Annotated in this window: 14 protein-coding genes and 1 pseudogene; 7 read left to right on the top strand and 8 right to left on the bottom strand. The window is 63.3% G+C overall.

Annotated features, from left to right (window positions below; all coding sequences use genetic code 11):
- Window positions 1–13 precede the first annotated feature (13 nt).
- The gene (locus B9A95_RS29000; RefSeq protein ID WP_084051101.1) at window positions 14–1,045 is read right to left on the bottom strand and encodes a hypothetical protein; all 1,032 of its coding nucleotides are present in this window, start codon (window positions 1,043–1,045) and stop codon (window positions 14–16) included.
- A gap of 677 nt (window positions 1,046–1,722) precedes the next feature.
- Between B9A95_RS29000 and B9A95_RS28995 the strand changes: the two genes are divergently transcribed.
- The 3 genes and pseudogenes from B9A95_RS28995 (at window position 1,723) to B9A95_RS28985 (ending at window position 3,539) form a co-directional block, all read left to right on the top strand.
- On the top strand, window positions 1,723–2,082 hold the full coding sequence (locus B9A95_RS28995) for a hypothetical protein (RefSeq protein ID WP_139807127.1): 360 nt from the start codon (window positions 1,723–1,725) through the stop codon (window positions 2,080–2,082).
- A 558-nt stretch (window positions 2,083–2,640) separates the two neighbouring features.
- A pseudogene (locus B9A95_RS37350) lies at window positions 2,641–2,907 on the top strand (transposase); the annotation flags it as partial.
- 65 nt (window positions 2,908–2,972) lie between these two features.
- Window positions 2,973–3,539 carry an IS5 family transposase gene (locus tag B9A95_RS28985; protein WP_425429927.1) on the top strand — a complete coding sequence of 189 codons (567 nt, stop codon included), beginning with the start codon at window positions 2,973–2,975 and terminating at the stop codon, window positions 3,537–3,539.
- Window positions 3,540–3,543: 4 nt separating this feature from the next.
- On the opposite strand, the gene B9A95_RS28980 is transcribed toward B9A95_RS28985, so the two are convergent.
- Window positions 3,544–6,927 (bottom strand): ATP-binding protein, encoded by a 3,384-nt coding sequence (locus B9A95_RS28980; protein WP_170928839.1) that lies wholly within the window; start codon window positions 6,925–6,927, stop codon window positions 3,544–3,546.
- A gap of 494 nt (window positions 6,928–7,421) precedes the next feature.
- Window positions 7,422–8,612: an MFS transporter gene (locus B9A95_RS28975; RefSeq protein ID WP_084051097.1), complete on the bottom strand. Its 1,191-nt coding sequence runs from the start codon at window positions 8,610–8,612 to the stop codon at window positions 7,422–7,424.
- A gap of 41 nt (window positions 8,613–8,653) precedes the next feature.
- On the opposite strand from B9A95_RS28975, the gene B9A95_RS28970 reads away from it, so the two are divergent.
- Window positions 8,654–9,259 (top strand): TetR/AcrR family transcriptional regulator, encoded by a 606-nt coding sequence (locus B9A95_RS28970; protein ID WP_084051096.1) that lies wholly within the window; start codon window positions 8,654–8,656, stop codon window positions 9,257–9,259.
- Window positions 9,260–9,623: 364 nt separating this feature from the next.
- On the top strand, window positions 9,624–10,073 hold the full coding sequence (locus tag B9A95_RS32850; RefSeq protein ID WP_139807126.1) for a hypothetical protein: 450 nt from the start codon (window positions 9,624–9,626) through the stop codon (window positions 10,071–10,073).
- Window positions 10,074–10,560: 487 nt separating this feature from the next.
- On the opposite strand, the gene B9A95_RS32845 is transcribed toward B9A95_RS32850, so the two are convergent.
- The gene (locus tag B9A95_RS32845; protein ID WP_139807125.1) at window positions 10,561–10,746 is read right to left on the bottom strand and encodes a hypothetical protein; all 186 of its coding nucleotides are present in this window, start codon (window positions 10,744–10,746) and stop codon (window positions 10,561–10,563) included.
- 322 nt (window positions 10,747–11,068) lie between these two features.
- The gene (locus tag B9A95_RS28960; RefSeq protein WP_084051094.1) at window positions 11,069–11,626 is read right to left on the bottom strand and encodes a TetR/AcrR family transcriptional regulator; all 558 of its coding nucleotides are present in this window, start codon (window positions 11,624–11,626) and stop codon (window positions 11,069–11,071) included.
- Window positions 11,627–11,857: 231 nt separating this feature from the next.
- Here B9A95_RS28960 and B9A95_RS32840 point away from each other — a divergent pair, with 231 nt between their 5' ends.
- The gene (locus B9A95_RS32840; protein ID WP_139807124.1) at window positions 11,858–12,403 is read left to right on the top strand and encodes a Rossmann-fold NAD(P)-binding domain-containing protein; all 546 of its coding nucleotides are present in this window, start codon (window positions 11,858–11,860) and stop codon (window positions 12,401–12,403) included.
- Window positions 12,404–14,124: 1,721 nt separating this feature from the next.
- Here B9A95_RS32840 and B9A95_RS28955 read toward each other — a convergent pair.
- Window positions 14,125–14,748, bottom strand: a complete 624-nt coding sequence (locus B9A95_RS28955) for an IS630 family transposase (protein ID WP_170928838.1) — start codon at window positions 14,746–14,748, stop codon at window positions 14,125–14,127.
- Window positions 14,666–15,115, bottom strand: a complete 450-nt coding sequence (locus tag B9A95_RS28950) for a winged helix-turn-helix domain-containing protein (protein ID WP_084051092.1) — start codon at window positions 15,113–15,115, stop codon at window positions 14,666–14,668. The genes B9A95_RS28955 and B9A95_RS28950 overlap by 83 nt, the downstream gene beginning before the upstream one ends.
- A 505-nt stretch (window positions 15,116–15,620) precedes the next feature.
- Here B9A95_RS28950 and B9A95_RS28945 point away from each other — a divergent pair.
- Window positions 15,621–15,857 carry a hypothetical protein gene (locus tag B9A95_RS28945; protein ID WP_084051091.1) on the top strand — a complete coding sequence of 79 codons (237 nt, stop codon included), beginning with the start codon at window positions 15,621–15,623 and terminating at the stop codon, window positions 15,855–15,857.
- Here B9A95_RS28945 and B9A95_RS28940 read toward each other — a convergent pair whose 3' ends face one another.
- On the bottom strand, window positions 15,858–16,892 hold the full coding sequence (locus tag B9A95_RS28940; protein ID WP_084051090.1) for an LLM class flavin-dependent oxidoreductase: 1,035 nt from the start codon (window positions 16,890–16,892) through the stop codon (window positions 15,858–15,860).
- Between the last annotated feature and the right edge of the window lie 38 nt (window positions 16,893–16,930).

The following is a 16,930-nucleotide window of genomic DNA, read 5'->3' as shown; positions in this document are numbered from 1 at the left end:
CCCCGGCTTGTCGTTACTTGGCTGCGCTCACGTCAAAGACGAGCGCGCGGGACTCGTCTCCCTCAACGACGCTGAGGCTCTGCCCTTTCAGGTTCGCGGGCAGCTTGAAGTACACGCGGAAGCGCGCCTCCTCCCCCGGCTTCAAGCTGCCATCGGTGCGTTCGTCCCGCGACACCTTCAAGATGTAGTCGTCGTACGCGGTGACGTCACCGTCCGCGTCGCGCAACTTGAACGAGAAGGTGCGCGAGAAGAAGGAGCGGGCCTCGGCCGTCTGCGCTGCACCGTTGCGAAGGGTAAACGCGGCGACGAGGTTGCGTTCTCCGCTCTCGAGCTTCCCACCGTTGATCGGGTTCGTACTCAACGCGACCGAGTCGAGCTTCAGGTCGAAGTGCCCGAGCGGACCGTACGCGCCCACCTTCATCGGCACGGCCTCCAGCGCCGTGACCTTGGCGGCGTCCGAGGGGTCGGCGAATGGGGCCGGGAGCGCCCTCACCTGGCCGCGCAGATCGTAGCGCACCACCCGCTTGTCGTCCTCGACACTCACGATGAGCTTCGGAATGGGACCAGCGGCCGGGACGGCGATCACGGCGTACGCGGCCACCTTCTGAGCGGGTTTGAGGGTGATATCGAGACGGTCAGTGGTGCCGTCGCGGCCGATGTGGTTCTCGTTCGCGTGATTGACGTTCCTCGCGTCCACCACGGTGAATTGCAGCGTTTTGTAGAAGTAGTGGAGGTCCTCTTTTTGGGGGTTGTGCACGGTGTAGCGCAGGATCAGCAGCTTCTCGTTCGCTTTCGGCACGTATACGTTGTCGCCGACGGTCACGCGAGAAACGCTGAACTCTGCCCCGGTGAGGGTGAAGTTGATGGCCTTTGGGTCCTTGCCCAGGGTGAAGGTCTTGCCGATGGTGCCGGTATCTCCCGCGAGTTGCGCTGTGCCCTGCACAATTCGTGTGGGCGGTGTGCCGGGTGTCTGGATCCGCGCCAGGGCAGGAACGGCGAGCAGGGCGGTCAGGGCAAGGATCGGGGCGGGGCGTTGCAGGTTCATGGCTCCTCCGGGGGCGACGGGGAGGGTTCGTCGCGTTGGAGCTCAGGGTGCTCCGAACGCCGTGATTTTTGGATGAAGCAGTGTGGCGGTGGCAACGCCTTGGGAAGGACATCGGCGCTGCTGCTTCGGGCGTCCATGCCCTGCCCCAGGGGCCTTCACGCCTTCGCCGGTGTCCACGGGGCCATCCCTGGCGCCCGCGTCAAAAAGAGGACTTCTTTTCGACCGGGGCCGGCGAACGAACCTGAATGGGCATGGGGAAGAATGGGGCGCCGTGAGGGCTGCCCTTCCACGCGCAGCGCCCCATTCGGACAAAGGCCCGAATCGTCACGCCTCAGGGAGATCTCAACAGCCGTATCGAGACGTTGCTCTGCACCGGACGTGGCTGCGCAAGCAGGCTGGCTTTGGTACCTGCTGTCCACACCGCCACGCGCGCATCACGGCAATCATTCATTGCCCTCACCCTCCGCTCTTGCGGCGCTGTCCCCGGCCCGGGCACCGGGAGCGGGGGAACCCCGCGCCCAACACCGTCAGTGGCGGGGCGATCGGCGAACGGGGCGCACCCGTGCCCGGGGTAAAGCGGATTCTTGAGCGCGCCATGTTCCGCGGGACGGTCTGTTCCTCGACGGGCGCGGATGGGACGTACCCGTCGGCCGAGGACAACTCGGGCACCAACCCGTATGACGCCCTCCGCGTACAAGGAAGTGACTCGCCACGACCGGCGGTCCTGCCTGCCGATGGCCGCTGACCCGGAGCCCTACAGGGAGGCCTTCAGCGCCACCGCAGGTGTGATCCGCGACTTCCGCTGGAAGGTCAGTGGGCCGTCCGATCAAACGGATGACATTGGCACGGGCTTCTGGGGCGGGCCACTGGCGCTGGTGAAGACGTTCACTGACACGGTCGTGGCCGTAGACCGTGCCGCGCAGGTTGGGATCTCGCTGGTGGTGCCCGACGGACCATTCACCGGGGGCAGCACCGGCAAGACGATCACGCGGGTCGCGAGTTTGAACAGGGGCCTTCAGGACAGCGCTGCCGGGTAGCGCACGCTGACGGCGGCCCTGGTAAACGGGAACGGCAGCAAAACGCCACTGGCCGTGGGCACGGCGAACACCGGGGAGGGCCCCGGCCCGTTCCTCAAATCGCTCTATCAAGGGGTACGGTTCCTGTGGGCACAGCGCGACCTTCGTGAAGACCCACTTCTGGGTTCCCCGCCCATAACAGGCCCTGACACAGATTCCGGTGAATCTGCTACTTCATCACGGACTCACCCAAGCGGACGTGCAATGCGGCGCAGCAGAGGGGACGAAACGGATGATCCGGAAACCGGATGGGTGGCGCAGGGACTCGGGCGGCGGATGGCGCTCCTGGGCCTCTTCGTTTGCGGCATGGCGGACCCTGGCGCATGGATCAAAAAGAAGTCCTCGTTCTGACCGGGCCCGGCAAGCGAATTTGAATGCGCATGGAGGAGAATGGCGCCGTGAGGGGTGCCCTTTCACCCGCGGCGCCATTCGCACCACTGCTCTATGCTCCGCACCGCGCGTATTGACCTTCCCGGCGGCTAAGAGCCTATCCGGAAGATATTGGTCTACTGAGAGGCAGTGACGACGACGCAACCGCACCAAGATCAGATCAATGACCAGAACACGCTCTGGGAGGTATCGGACGAGCTTTGGGTCCGTCTGGCCCCAGTGCTGGTGATCAACACACCCAGGAAAAAGAGCGGGCGTCCCTCAAGGGACGCCCGCTCAATCTTCAACGGGCTGATTTGGTTGGCCCGAACCGGCAGTCAGTGGAGCGAGTTGCCCCGCCGGTACGGTCCGAAATCGACTGTCCACGAGCGGTTCTGTGCCTGGGTGGAACACGAATGCCTCCGTGCGGCATGGGCCCTCGTGCTCGAAGAGTACGACCAGGAACTGGGCATGGATTGGGAATGGCAAGCCGCCGACGGGAGCATGGTCAAGGCCAGGGTGGGAAAAAGGGGGCCGCTGGTGCCCCGGAAGCGACGGGCAGCAACCCCACCGATCGGGGCAAGGCCGGGTGTAAACGTACCCTCCTCAGCGACGCGAAAGGCATTCCACTCTCCGTCGTGCTCTGTGGTGCCAAGCGTCATGACAGCAAGATGCTGAGTGAGGCCCTCGATGCTGTCGTCGTTGCTGTTCCTGCTCCAGGAGAGCAGGAACAGCGCCATCTCCTCCTGGACCGTGGGTACGACACGCAGGCGTGTCGTCAACTGGCTCTGGATGAAGGTCTGCTCGCGCATATCCCCAAGAAATCGACGGCCGCTCCGCCCATTCCTGCTCCTGGTGATCCACAACGACACCCACCCCGGCGGTGGGTGGTCGAGGTGGGCCACAGTTGGTTCAACCGTTTCCGTCGCATCCAGACGCGCTGGGAGAAGCGGCAAGACCTCTATCTGGGCTTTGTCGAATTGACCGCTTGCCTCATCATCTGGCGCAAACTCGCCCCCATTGCTCCTCTCAAAAAATCTTCCGGATAGGGTCTTAGCCCCGGGTGACCGTGATGTGCTGTAGGGCAGGCTGCGCTTCGAGCACCATACGTGCGGCCGGGTTGGAAGCCCAGAAGGTTGCGCAGTACCCGGCAGGAACGTGCTCCTGGGCGGTGTGGATGACCCAGTCCGTGAGGGACCGCAGGGAAGTGGCCGCGTCAGGGCTGGCGTTCGCGCAGGCAACCTGGTAGCGGGTGAGGAGCACTTCGCCAAAGCTCAGCACCCCGTGAGCTGCCGCGTCGCCTTTCAGGTCGTGCTCCGCGACGGGCAGGTCAAGCGCCATCAGTGCCTGGGCCCGGCGGATCTGCACCGCCAGCGACAGGTGTGCGTGGGCCTTGCGCTGGGCGAGGTCAAGCAGGCCACCGAACACCGCCAACTGCGCCTCGGGTGAAAGCAGTTGCGCCCGGGCGAGGTGCAGTTGTGCCCAGTAATACGGTTCTTTTTCCGCGTTCAGCAGTGCTTCGGCCTGCGCAAACGCCTGCTGGGCTTCGGAGCGTTGCCCTACCGCCGTGAGGGCCTGACCGAGAGAGATCAGGCCCCGGCTCCGAATGTTCTGGATGTATTCAGGAGCGTCGATCGCCGGTTGAATGGCGGCCAGGGCCTCCTGGGAACACCCGATCTCCAACAGCACGCGGCCCCGCTGGAGCTCCAGCACGCGCCGCCATCCTGCGGAGCCCGCATCCCTGCCCGAGGAGGTCGCCAAAGCCTCTGCCGAGGCGTCAAGGGCGGCCGCGTAGCGTCCGAGGACCTGAAGGCAAGAACTGCGGCCCCAGGCATTGATAAGTTTGACACTGCCGTGCCCCTCGCGGACGTCCACGAGGCGTTTGTAGGCGTGCTCAAAGACGTGGAGGGCACCGTTGACGTCTCCGAGCTGGTAGTGCAGCCAGGCGCGTTTCCCGGAAGCGGCAGCGAAACTGCTGACGTTGCCGTTCTGCTCGTGGAGGCGGGCAGCCTGGCGGTAGTGCTCCAGCACCTGGGCAAGGTCGTTGGGGATCACCATGCCCAGCCCCTCGTGAGATTTGGCCTGGAGCTCCATGTCTGCGCATGTCTGACCCACTTCGAGCATGCGGGTGAACGCCTCGCGTGCACGTGCGCCACCGCCGCGAATGATATCGGTATACGCGATTCCCTCGAGAAAGGACGCTTCGGCTCTCAGGTCGCGTGCCTCATGCGCCAAGGCCAGCCCTTCCTCTGACGCCTGCAGCAGCGCGGTGTGATCACCCTGCAGGAAAAGGAGAAAGCAGTGGCGCACACGGGCAGCAACCTGCTGGGCGAGGGTCACGGCACTCTGCTGCAGGCGGACGACGACGGCACCTACTCCATCGACATCCTGCAGGTTGATCAGCGTCTCGGCCTGAGCGTTGAGGGCGTCAAACGCAGCGGGCTGATCCTGAAGCTGATCCAGCAGATCGGCCAGCTGACCATAGGTCTGCGCGGCTTCCCGAAGCAGGTAGCGTTGCTCGGCATGCTGCGCAGCATGCCGGAGAAACGGCACAGCCTCAGCTGGCCGCGCGCCCTCGAGGAAGTGCCGGGCGATGCGCTCTGGCGCGGCGCCGTGACGTTCAAGGGTTCTCGCGGCGCTGCGGTGTAGGGCCTGCCACACGCCTCCCGGCAAGGTGCTGCGGACACTCTCGTAGACGATGTCGTGGGTAAAGCGGTCACGGTCGAAGATCTGCGCGCGTTCAAGTTCTGCCCAGACGGGAATCAGGGTGAAGATGGGTTGGTTCAGGACCTCGCTGACCACATCAAGGTCAAAGTCACGCTGGAGGACGGCGGCAGCCTGGGCGACCTGGAGGGCAGTAGGAGGCAGCCGCTTGAGGCGCTGCTCGATCAGGACGCCCACCCGTCTGGGCAGCGTGAAGTAACCCAGGGAAGCATTGAGATACCCGTCGGTTTCTATAACGTGCTTGAGGGTCTCGAGGATGAACAGCGGGTTCCCACGGGTGTAGCGGGCGAGATCGGGCGCGAGGTGCTGGACTTCCGGCACCTCCAGGCTCCCGAGCAATTCCTGGACCGCCTCATCAGGCAGGGACGCGACGGCGCAGCTGACCGCGAGACCCGTTTCGATCAGTGCGTCCAGGCGTTCGCGGGCGGAGGCGGCCAGCTCACCTTCGCGCGCGACAGCGAGAAGCGCGGGAAAGTCCCCCTGCGGTCGGTTGGCCAGAACGTACAGCAGGACCTCCTGACTGGCCTGGTCCGCAAACTGCAGGTCATCCATCACGAACGCTCCGAAGTCTGGTGCCGCAGCGCGCATCAGTTCGAGAAAGGCCCGGAACAGACAGAGCCTGGCCTCACTGCGCCTCTCCTGCGGGCCAATGGTCCCTGTGGTCAGCTCAGGCAGCAAGCCGGCGAGCTGCTGGCGTGCCCAGTCCGGCATCCGGTCGCGTGAGGTTGCCTGCGTGAGTTGCCGGGCATACCGGGTCAGGGTGGCGTACGGAACGTCCTGATCCCCTGGGCGCGCCTGGAGGTGCATCGTGGTCCCAGTGGATGACGCGAAGTCCAAAGCGAGGCGGGATTTGCCACTGCCGGGCGCTCCGGTCAGGAACAGGACCTGTCCGGCTGCGTGGGCTTGCTGCAGCTGCCGCCATTGATCCGCCCGCCCGATCAGGCGGGGAGGTCTCAGGACAGTCAGCGGAAGCGGGGAACAGGAGTCCGCCTGCCTGAGTACGGCGGTGCTCTGCGCAATGGTGCGGGCGAGTTCGCTGGTCTGACGCAACGGTTGGACCCCGAATTCTGACTTCAGCATGGTCTGGCAGCGCCCGAACGTCTGCAGCGCCTCAAGGCGCTGACCGCACAGGTACTGCAGGGTCATCACCCGCACGAAGGCCCCTTCCGAAACCGGGTCGGCCGTCAGCCCCTGCGCCGCCCAGCGCAGAGCCTCGTCGAGGTCACCGCGCCTCTCGGCCTGCGTGGAGAGCTCGCGTAGGGCAGCACGGCGCCAGTCCATCCAGCGTTCACGTTCAGTGACCAGCCAGTCTTCGAACTCGGGGCAGTCGTCATAGTCGCGTCCGGCCAGCAGGAGTGGATCGTGGGCCAAAAAGGTTTCGTACTGTCCAAGGAGATACGCCTCGCGGGCGTCTTGGGCGTCCGCTCTCAACGTGTCGGCCAGCCGCAGGAGGCCGTTACTGCTCCCAGGCACCAGCTCCTCTCCGACCGACAGCCGGAGTTTGCGCAGCAGCTGCGCGAGATTGTTGCGCGCGGTCTCCTCCCTGGATTCCGGCCACAGGTACCCGGCCAGGCGAGAGCGGGGCGCGCTTCCCTCGATAACCAGGTAGGCCAGCAGGCCAGCGGTTTTGCGGTCGAGCTCCAGCACGATGTCGCCCAGGCCTGTCAGTTGGGCCTGTCCGAGCACGGTGATATGCCAGGCGGAGGGGGGCACCCCCCAAGTGTAGGGCAGTAGAACGCCGGGATCCTGAGCAGCAAAGGTGTGCGCCCAGCCACCAGCAAGGTTGGGGCGTGAAGCGTGGAAGCGCGCCCGGAGTCCCTGCCTGCAGACTTGGGTGCAGGTCCTGGGAAAGGGCGCCACTGGGTTGAGGTCAGGATTGCGGTGGGTCAGCGGTGAAACAACGGGCTGACCCGAGCGGACGTGCAACGCTGCGCCGCAGAGGGGGCAGGAAAAACGGTGACACGGAGGCGTGAAATCGCCGGAGCGGAGCCCAGGGGACGGAACGGATGATCCGCAAACCCCGCAGTACCAAGCGTTTACTGTCCAAACACCGGGCGACAGAGGGAAGTGCCCGCAAGGTGGTCTCATTGCGGCCGCCCGCTCCCCTTCAATGTCCGCCACGCTTTGCGCGCCAACCACGCCGCTCCCCTCTTTGACAACTTCGCACCGGGCCTTGAGAAGCGCTCTTCTCCGAGAAACCCGACAAACTACTCGCGCGAGGCGCTCGGGAAGGCGGTGGACGCAGAGGGCACCGGTACGGCGGCATTCGCAACGAGGGCAATGAGGAGCATCGCAAGCGGCAACCACGCAAGCGGCTGCGCACCAATCTGTGGCAGCAATGTACTTCCGAAGCCCGAGCCAACACTGATGCCGAGATACACCACACTCGCGTTGAGGGCGAGCATCAGGCCCCGTTCGGTGGGGTTCAGATGGATCAAACGGGCTTGTTGGGGTGTCTGAAACATCTGAGCGAACAGGGACAGTGCGGCGAAAGCAACCACGCCGTTGAGGGGCGTTTCCGGCAGTAGGAGCAGGGCCAGGACGGCGAGTGTGCCCCCAGAGAGGCTTGTGATGAGGGTGGGCGTGAAGCCGTAGCGGGTGGTGAGGAGTCCAGCAAGGGTGTTGCCGGTGATTCCAGCAAGCCCGAAGCCGAGGAGGGTGACAGAGATCCACGGAGGTGTGCTGCCAAAACGTTGGGCGAGGTAGCTGGCTGCCACACCGTAGACAACCATGGGTGCGCCGATCTGCAGGAGCGTCGTGAGGAGCGCTGGGCGGACGCCAGAGGTGGTGAGGGCACGGCGATACAGGGTGAGGGTGACGCGCGATCCGCCCAGGACGTGTGGAACGAGCCTGTGAATCAGCATGGCGCTGACGGCAGCCATGACGGCCAGGGCCAGCAGGGTGCCGCGCCAGCCGAGCGTTGGGCCGAGGACAGACGCGAGTGGAACGCCCAGGACTGAGGAGACGCTGAAGCCCGCGAAAACGGTGGCGAGGGCCTGGGCCTGATGATGGGGTGCAACGAGTTGACTGGCGGTGGCGGAGACGACCGGACCGATCATCGCTGCGCCAATGGCGACCATGAGGCGGGAAAGCAGCAATGCCGTGAAGGTGGGCGCGAGGGCGCCAGCGATCAGGCCAACGGTCAGCAGACCAAGCCCTGTATGTAACAGGAGTTTGCGGGGCCAGTGGCCGAAGAAGCTCTGGGCAAGGAGGGCAGAGGCGGCGAATGTGAGGGCAAAGGCGGTGACGAGCAGACCTGTGCGGTCAGGTGGGATATGAAACGTCTGGCTGATGGGGAGGCTGAGGCCGACGACAGCCAGGGCGGATGTTCCCACCACAAAGTAAGCAAGGGCAAGGACGAGCAGGGCCGCCCTCATTTCCACGACGGAGCGTTGCATCTCTAAATTAAGATACGAGACGTCGCGTATTGTCAATAGGGATGATGCTGGGTTACATTGCGTCCAAGATGCCTCCTGGCCGCCCCTTCAATTCCGCCCATACTGCCGCCGCACGTACTGCCGCCATCGATCTGCTCGAAGAGCAAGGGTACGCTGCAATTACCATGGAAGCCGTTGCAGAACGGACCGGAATCTCCAAACAGGCTTTATACCGGCGCTGGAAACACAAACGTCACCTCGTCGTTGATGCCTTTGCCGAAAAGGCCGATCTTCTCCCGGATCTTCCCGATACCGGCACCCTTCAAGGTGACCTCCAGGCTTTCCTCCGCGCCACCTTCTCGATGTTGCGCGGCACCTGCGGCATGACCAACCGCGTGCTGTTCACAGAAGCGTTGCAGGACCCGGAGTTCCTGCTCGAATTTCGCGAACGCCACCTGATTCGGCGCCGACGCCAGGTTTCTGCGCTTCTTCAGCGCGCCGCAGACCGGGGTGAATGCGATCTTCCCGCTGACGACACGCTGGTCGACCTTGTCCTGGGCCCGGTCTGGTACCGGCTTCTGCTTCAGAACGCCCCTCTTGACGAGGCCACGGCTGACAAGTTCGCAAAATACTTTTGTCATCTCGTGTGCTCGGTAGAGCCCACATAGATATGTTGTAATCACCCAGCACGAGTTTTGATCTCGTGCTCGATATCTATTCGAAGAACACCAGTACGGCTTAGATCAGATACATCGGTATTTGAAGCCCCCGCTTGTTCTCAAACCTATTCCATTGGTGTTCTACTATAGAATCTCATTCATCTCCAGAAATTAACAGAGACTGGTATATGTTTGGCCCTGCCTTTTCAAGTGAACCGAACTCATACGGAAGAATACAAGGGGATATAAAATATACTGCATTTTTATCGCATCCTGCCAAAAGCTACTCGTCAGATATTTCAATGTTATTGGAAGCAATGTCTCTTATTGCATTTATCTTCATAACGACATTGTATAATCCGGTTTCCGGGTAATGAGTTACACCAATGCGATCAAAAAAGTGACCCTCCCTCACCCAGGCCCTGACTTCTCCAACTGCTCGCCTTCCTGGCAGACGGGAAAAGCGGCGCCGAAGCGCTCCGACCCATGGGCTATTCCTGCCCTGGAGCAGACAAGATTCTCGGTGCCTACCGCGAAAATGGGTTGGCTGAAGGACCAGCGGCACCAGCGCCAAGGCGCACCCACGCTCTTGAGCGACGCAGAACGCCTGCTGCTCGCCCAAACCATCAGACACCGCCACCGGCGATGTCTGGAATGGGGCGCACGCGTGCAGTCTTGGAGACAGCAGGAATTGGGCAAGGACCTGCATCTCCGCCGCCGCTGTGACGTTCCTGAGACGCCTTCAAAAAAAGTCTTCCCCGAAGTGGTCCAAGCAACTCAGGCAGGTCTTGAAGGCGCTGAACGGCGTGTAGAAGTGTGCTGAAGCCCCTCATGGGCAGACAGTGAAGCCAACGGGGCAAAGCGCAGGCCGTGTGTGTCCAGCACCGTGACGCGTGGCTGTACGTGTACGCCTTCGTCCGCCCGCAAACGGGAGAAAGCCAGGACTGGTTGTGGCCGACGGTCAATACCGCTGCCTTCCGGACCGCTTTGCTCGGGGTACACAGGCGGGGAAGGATCGGGAGATCGTGTTGGACGGGACGGGGCGGCATGCCACCCCGCCGTTGAACTGCCCGTCCGGCATTTATCTGGTCTTCCTGCCCCCAGAGTTGCAGCCCCCGAACGGCTGTGGTCGTTGACCGATGCACCCCTGAAAAATCGGCACTTTGAAACGTTGGAGGCCCTCACCGTATTGCTCGCTGAGCAGCCTCACCGCCTGGAACGGCAGAGGACACGAATCCCTTCCCCCACGCTCTTCCAGGCGGTGGCCTCTTGTAACACATTAAGAGGAATCCGTATCAGGTGTCCTCCCGCTAAAAGCCCATGCACGCGGGCGTGACGGGCATCTGCGTCTCTCCGGGAAACCCGGGGAGGCGTTGTGGCCTCAGCGGAACAATGTTGCGCTTGAGGACGCCAGATTCTTCGGCGGCGGTATCACCTTTTTCTTTGATCGCAGCGAGGCGGACAAGTTGAGCCACGGTGGCAGCGTTGCTTTTCATACCTGCGGGAGTTGCCGCGTGCTCCCGTACTGGAGCCGGCAAGATCTCGGCAGGCTGCAGTGACGACCAAGCTGCGTGGAAGTCCCGGAGAGTGATCCGTTGGTACCCCTCAACTTTCACCAGAAAGGTCCGTTGATCCCGCAGGACCATCTTGAGTTCGGCGGTGTCATGGCTGTTTGGCGGTGGAGACACGCCGGGTGTTCGGAAGATGACGTGAAGGCCCAGCTCCCCCATCTGCGGGAACTGACCGTTCTGTCCTGGTCATGCCGCTCGCCAGCGGAAACGGGGTGGGCAAGGATGGAGACCGGGTCGGACGGAGTTTTTACCTCGGAGAGGCGAGTTCGGCGCTGACCCGCTCAAGAACCTGACCCGAGAGTGGTGTTCCCGCGGCGGCGCGGGACACCAGCAGCGCGCCGAGCAGCGTGCAGACGGTGACCACACCATCACGTCCGGGCTGATTCAGCCATTGACCCAGCTTCGCCACCCCATCTGTCAGCAGATCGCGGGTATCGGCGTTGTCGCTGCGGGTGATGTCGTGAATCAGTCCGGCGGTGGGGCACCCCTTCCCAGGGTGGTCGCGGTGGGTTGGGGAAAGGTACGTCCGAATGAACTCGCGCTGTGCAGCGGCATGATCCTCGGCGCTGGCATCGAGATCGGCGAGACGGGCGGCCATCGTGTCGTAGGCGTGGCGAGCGGCCTCCGGCACCAGCGCCTCCTTGGAATCGAACTGGCGGTAGAAGCCGCCGTGGGTCAGGCCGACAGCGGCCATGATGTCCTGCACACTGACGTGATCGACACCGCGCTCGCGAAACAGCTCAGCGGCGGCCTGCACGGTGCGTTGACGGTTCTGGGCAGCCTGTGCTTTGGAAACTCTGGGCATGATCCTCCTGAGAATGACGCCGGAGAGGGGAGAGGTGGGGTGGGCGGTGCAGGCGGCCGTCGACCTTCTTTAGATCATCAGTGTAATCTATTTTTAGATGAGACACATCATCTGAGCGGGCAAAAGTGGCTGCTCCTGGGCGGTCGGTTCCCCAGGGGCCTTCGGGAGACCACCCATGCAAATCGGCGATTCCGTCGCGCCCGTGATCCTCGCACCATCTGAATTCCTGGCGTGGAGGTGCTCCGGCTGGACGTCACCTCAGCGGCAGACATCGCCGCTGCCCAGCAGTGCGGTGACGTGAGCTTGCTGATCTACAACGCCGGGATCTCGGACGCTCAGGGCCAGCTCCCCTTGCGGGACGAACGCGCTTGGACCGCTGCAACCGAGCCAGACCTCCGCGCCAGTGCTGGCTGGCCCCGAGCGGGGCGGCGCGGTCCTGAACGTGCTGTCCGTACGGAGCTGGGCCCGTGTTCCCGGGGCGGCCCACAGCATGTCCAAGGCCGCGGCGTGGCCGCTGACCAGTGGCCTGCGCCGCAAACGACACGGTCAAGGACCCAGGTCACTGGACTGCGCCTCGGTTACACCGACGCCCGTATGTCTCGCGGCGTGGTGGGAGACAGGGCCGCGCCGCAATCGGTAGGGCGTCAGGCACTGCTGGGCCCCGCAGCAGGACGGCCCGAAGTGCTGGCCGACGCGGTCTCCCGCCAGGTCCGCGCGGGACTTTCGGCCACACTGGCGGCCTGGTGTGTCACTTGCCTTGGGCGAGCGGTTTCCTGAGCTCGGGGATATCGAGGGAAACTTCGACCGGGACAGATTTCCATTCTCTCGTCCTTCAGGGGTCCGAACGCCTACGCCCGTGGCAGGTGACCCAGTAGTGACTTCAGGGTCATGACCCGCCCTGGCGGTGGATGAAGAGCCAGAGGACGGTCTCAAAGTTGTCCTGGTTCCGGGCAAAGGACAGACTTTTGCGCACCAGGGTGGGGCAATTTGAGTCTGAGCGTGGCATTGAAACGCCCGATATGCTGTGCTCCTCCAATCCGGTGGATGGCTCCGAAAACCACGCCCTTGTCGGCGCCCAAGCGGCCTGTGTAACAGACCGCATCCAGGGAGGGAGCGGGAACGCTGCCACAGTCCGGAGGCGCCCAGCGCGTCTCTTTGCCCACAGAAGCAACCGGCAATGCGCCGAGTGCCTCGGTCCATCGCCAGCCAAATCCAGAGGCGTCGGTCCCGACGGCCAACAAACGTGCATCACTCATCGCATTCCAGCACCAGCGAAGCTGGTGCTGGAATGCTCAAGCTTTTTTCATGAGGGTTGCTCGTGAGGAATGCTGTGTGGAACAGTTTTTGGATCTGGCCGGTGAAACCACGAGCGGCTGAGCCCAGTGCCCCGACAGATTCCGCGAGGAGAGAGGCGTCCGGTCAACAATCGGTCGACTTCCGCTTCTTTTCCGGATGAGCTCCGTTGCACTGCGGGCAGATGGGGTCGTTCACGCTCCATGAAACGCCTGTCATCCGCCGGAAGCCACGGCCATCAGGGGAGATACGTTGCGCATACGTGAATGTCAGGGTAAAACGTACAACATCAAAAGCGGCCGGTTGGCCGCTTTTGATGTTTCTGCTGCTTGGGCTTCAGTGGGATTCCGGGTGAGGTTCAGGGCAACAAAAATCCACCTCCGGGCGGTGAACCCACGTCACCACCGCCAGCTCATGGTGATCAACCCGCGCGATCCGACAAGAAGCTCACGCCACCACGCCCCTTCCCGAAGGGCCACAACCTGATCCAAGCCCACACGTTGCAGGCCAGGCAAGCTTCACGGTGAGTGGGCCGAGAAGGGCGCATGGAGGCGTTGCGCTCGCCCTGCCTTTTGTGAAGGGCGTGGCGAGGGAATATATAAATAAAGGCAGAGCCTTTTCCTGCTCCCCTTAAAGTTCACGCGCCTGGCCTCTGCTCCGGAGCAGCGGTGCCACGCGCGGTGGTCCCGGATGCGGTTCGTTGGTGGACGGTGCCGGCGGCGTCACCGTGAGAGGGGAGCGGCGCACCAGCAGTTGCCTGCGCTGATCGAGAGGGACCGCCGAGTGCGTCCGGGGCACATAAAGGAGCCGAAGCGCGTGCTGGTGACTGAGGATTGGGGAGCAGTACCAGACCCCGAACTCGCGATCACCGCAGCGCAAAGGCGCCGGTCCGCACTGGACCGGGTCTGCACCTCACCCCCTGAAGCCGTGCGGACTCTGGTGGCCTGGGCCGCACTTCTTCCCCAGAAAGGGTCCGTCGGAAAGGAATTCCGGATTCTAATCAGAAGAAAAGCCCATGCCAGCGGGCGCAAACGGACTTTAACGTGGAAAGCATACCGTGGGCTTGGACCGAGTGAAGTGCACTCCTTGTGTTGCCGGGCGCCCATGCATGGCTTCGCCGAAATGAGCCCGTTCCGTTTGACGGCGGGTGGTCCTTCCGCTCCCGGCCCGCGGGGCCCTCAATTCGCCTGTCATACGGATTCCGATTAATTTGTTATGCAAGGCCACCAATGGAAGAAGGTGAGAGAACGGATTCTCTCCCTCTGCTGTTCCAACCGACGACACTGCTCCGCAAGCAACACGGTCAGGTCTTCCAGGGTTTCGAAGTGACGATTCTTCAAGGGAGCATCGGTGAGGGACCAAAGGCGTTCGGCGGGTTGCAACTCTGGGGAGTAGGGCGGCAAGAAGACGAGCTCGATGCCCGGTGGGCACTTTAACTGCGGCGTGGCATGCCACCCCGCACCATCCAAGACCAAGATGATCTCCCGGGTCTTTCCAGCCTGTGTGTCGAGGGCAAAGCGATCGAGCACAGCCTGGAAGGCCGCCGTATTGACCGTCGGCAACAACCAGTACTGGCTCTCTCCCGTCTGAGGACAGACGAACGCACTGATATAGAGCCATTCATACCGGTGTTGGACACGCACGGTCGGTGCTTTGCCTCGCTCGGACCATTGTTTGCCGACGAGGGGTTTCAATCCCACACGGTGTTCATCCATGCACCAGACTTCTACCGCTCGTCCAGTTGCTTCAGTACGCGCCGTAGCTGCTTGGACCACGGCTGGAGGATTTTTTTTGGAACGCTTCCTGAGTGACCTGGTTGGCCTCGACATGTCGAGGCCGAGGGACCTGGAGGCTATATCCCACCGCATCCAAAAACTCATAACAGCGGCTCAGATGCACGTCCTTCTCCAATTCCTGCTTTACCCAGGACTGCACTCGTGCACCATTCCAGACACCGCCGCTGGCGGTGTCTGCACGAATCGTCCGCGCCAGGAGGAGCACTTCGGCGTCGCTGAGCAGGGTCGGTGCACCACTGTTCTGGTGTCGCTGATCTTTGAGCCCCGCCAGACCATGTTGGTGGTACGCGTCGATGATTTTGTCTGCACCTTGATACGAGTAGCCCGTGAGCTTCAGGGCTTCAGCAGCGCTTTTCCCTTCTGCCAGGAACGCGAGGAGGTGACTGCGTCGTCGTTCCACCGCGCAGCTACTCCGGCCGTAGATGCCCCAGAAGTCTTCGGCCGTGTGTTGGAAAGTAACCGTTCTGATCTCATTATTATAACTGATTATTCGGAATCCGTATCAGAACTGAAGCACAACACCCCGAGCACCACCTCCATCGTGCGTCTCACGCCAGTCGGTGTTCGCAGCCGCCTGACCGGTCACCACCTCCCGCACCCAGCCTGAAGGCGTGCTTCCCCTGCTGACACGACAACCCAGCCCCTGAGATCATACGGAGTCGGTTCAATCATTTACCGGTTCTGAAGGGTGGCGGGGCACCTTTACTGCCAACCGCTCTGTTTTCCTCTTCCTCGGTTCGCGTCACGCCGGTTTCATCGCTGTTTGGCCGCGATTTGCCTCAGCGCGTCCTATCCGCGGGGCGCCGCGCCACCCTGATCCCACGCGGGTTGAAGCGCAATTCGAGCGGATGTACGCTGCCCTCCCTCGGGGGACGCCGCGCGCGCGGACGCCAGGAAGCCTGTGGGTGCCCCCGTACCACCGGGCCGGACCCGGCGGCGCGCACCGCCCGCTGCTCGCGTTCACGCAGGGCGCGGGGGAAACCGTGCGGCTCTTGTTGGAAGTCGTTCCGTTCCACCGGTACGGGTATCCCGCTTCCTCCGGGGCGTTCGCGTCCGTTGAGGACGACAGCCACTGCGCCGGGCGGATCGTCGCGGGCCTGGCTTTGGCCAGGCGCACACTGGAGGTGACATGGACGGGCTGATCAGCCCAGGCGCCCGCGGACGATCGGCGCCACCTCACGGCCCAGAAGCGCAATGGCGCTCAGCATCCGCTCGTGCGTCATCATCACGTTGGTCATTTGAAACGTCAGGCGTGACACGCCTCCCAGGACTTCATGCACGCGCAGCGCCTTGTCGACCACGTCCTGAACGTTTCCGATCAGGTAGGCTCCAGATGGCCCGCACTCCGCGTCGAACCGGGCGCGTGAGGGTGGTGGCCAGCCGCGCTCACGGCCCACGGTCTCGGTCATGCGTGCGTACCCCGGATAGAACGCGTCGCGCGCAGCCTGTGAGGTCTCGGCCACGAAGCCGAAGGCGTGCACGCCCACGCGCAGCGCTTCCTGAGGATGTCCGGCCGCCTGACCCGCTTGCCGGTACAGGTCCACCAACGGCCGGAAGCGCCGAAAGTTGCCGCCGATGATGGCCACCATCAAGGGCAGTCCCAGGTATCCCGCGCGGATAAAGGATTCGGGGGTGCCGCCCACGCCGACCCAAATGGGAAGCGCTGCCTGCTGCGGACGTGGGTAGACCCCCTGGCCGGCGAGCGGTGCGCGGAAGCGGCCTTGCCAGTGAATATGGGCGTCACCGCGAAGTTTCAGCAGCAGGTCGAGCTTCTCGGCAAACAACGCGTCGTAGTCGCGCAGGTCGAGTCCGAATAGGGGGTAAGCCTCGGTGGAGGAGCCGCGTCCGACCACAAGTTCTGCCCGGCCGCGGGACAGGAGGTCGAGGGTAGAAAACTGCTGAAAGACCCGGACGGGGTCGTCGGCGCTGAGGACGGTGACGGCGCTGCTCAGCCGGACGCGCTTTGTGCGGGCGGCCCCCGCCGCCAGGATGATGACGGGGGCCGCGTCGAGGTACTCCTGGCGGTGGTGTTCACCGACGCCGAACGAGTCGAGGCCGACCTCGTCGGCACGCTCGATTTCTTCAATGAGGTGATTGAGGCGGTCCGCGCCGGACAGGGTGAGGCCGGTGTCGGGGTCGGTGACGGTGGCGGCGAAGCTGTCGATGCCGATTTCCATAGGTCTCCTCGCGCCAGAACCGCTTTACGCGCCTGGCA

The sequence above is a fragment of the Deinococcus hopiensis KR-140 genome (assembly GCF_900176165.1).
GTDB classification, from domain to species: domain Bacteria; phylum Deinococcota; class Deinococci; order Deinococcales; family Deinococcaceae; genus Deinococcus; species Deinococcus hopiensis.
Note: the sequence above shows the minus strand (reverse complement) of the source record. Positions and strands in the feature narration are given on the sequence as shown.

Excerpts from the sequence above, each read along its gene's own strand:
- B9A95_RS28970 (WP_084051096.1), top strand. The coding sequence starts at position 8,654 with ATGATGCTGGGTTACATTGCGTCCAAGATGCCTCCTGGCCGCCCCTTC.
- B9A95_RS28955 (WP_170928838.1), bottom strand. The coding sequence starts at position 14,748 with ATGTCGAGGCCAACCAGGTCACTCAGGAAGCGTTCCAAAAAAAATCCT.
- B9A95_RS29000 (WP_084051101.1), bottom strand. The coding sequence starts at position 1,045 with ATGAACCTGCAACGCCCCGCCCCGATCCTTGCCCTGACCGCCCTGCTC.
- B9A95_RS32850 (WP_139807126.1), top strand. The coding sequence starts at position 9,624 with ATGAGTTACACCAATGCGATCAAAAAAGTGACCCTCCCTCACCCAGGC.
- B9A95_RS28975 (WP_084051097.1), bottom strand. The coding sequence starts at position 8,612 with ATGCAACGCTCCGTCGTGGAAATGAGGGCGGCCCTGCTCGTCCTTGCC.
- B9A95_RS28960 (WP_084051094.1), bottom strand. The coding sequence starts at position 11,626 with ATGCCCAGAGTTTCCAAAGCACAGGCTGCCCAGAACCGTCAACGCACC.
- B9A95_RS28940 (WP_084051090.1), bottom strand. The coding sequence starts at position 16,892 with ATGGAAATCGGCATCGACAGCTTCGCCGCCACCGTCACCGACCCCGAC.
- B9A95_RS28985 (WP_425429927.1), top strand. The coding sequence starts at position 2,973 with ATGGCAAGCCGCCGACGGGAGCATGGTCAAGGCCAGGGTGGGAAAAAG.
- B9A95_RS28995 (WP_139807127.1), top strand. The coding sequence starts at position 1,723 with ATGACGCCCTCCGCGTACAAGGAAGTGACTCGCCACGACCGGCGGTCC.
- B9A95_RS32845 (WP_139807125.1), bottom strand. The coding sequence starts at position 10,746 with ATGAAAAGCAACGCTGCCACCGTGGCTCAACTTGTCCGCCTCGCTGCG.